General features: G+C 73.5%; 1 protein-coding gene. It reads right to left on the reverse strand.

All coding sequences use genetic code 11. The annotated features are described in order from the left end of the window. The coding region (locus HKX41_10785; protein NNC24615.1) for a VWA domain-containing protein at positions 1–336 on the reverse strand (336 nt) is incomplete at both ends.

The following is a 336-nucleotide window of genomic DNA, read 5'->3' on the forward strand; positions in this document are numbered from 1 at the left end:
ATCCGGCGCAGGGTCGGCTCGTCTACTTCGGCCGCGCCGCCCGGCGTGGGCAGGCGCACGCCGAACAGGGTCATGCCGCCGTCGCCGCCGAAGGCGATGGTGTGGATGCGCACGCCTTCGTCGTGGGCGATCTGGGCGCCGCGCATCGGGTCCGGCGGCGCGTTGTTGACGCCGTCGGTGAGCAGGATCAGCACGCGTTCGTGCTCGGGCAACTGGCGCAGGCGCCGCACCGACAGGCCGATGGCCTCGCCGATCGCGGTCTCCTGCCCGGCCAGGCCGACTTCGCTGTTGCCGAGCTGTTCGCGCACGGTGTCGCGGTCCAGGGTCAGCGGCGCC

Source organism: Salifodinibacter halophilus, assembly GCA_012999515.1.
Lineage (GTDB): Bacteria > Pseudomonadota > Gammaproteobacteria > Nevskiales > Salinisphaeraceae > Salifodinibacter > Salifodinibacter halophilus.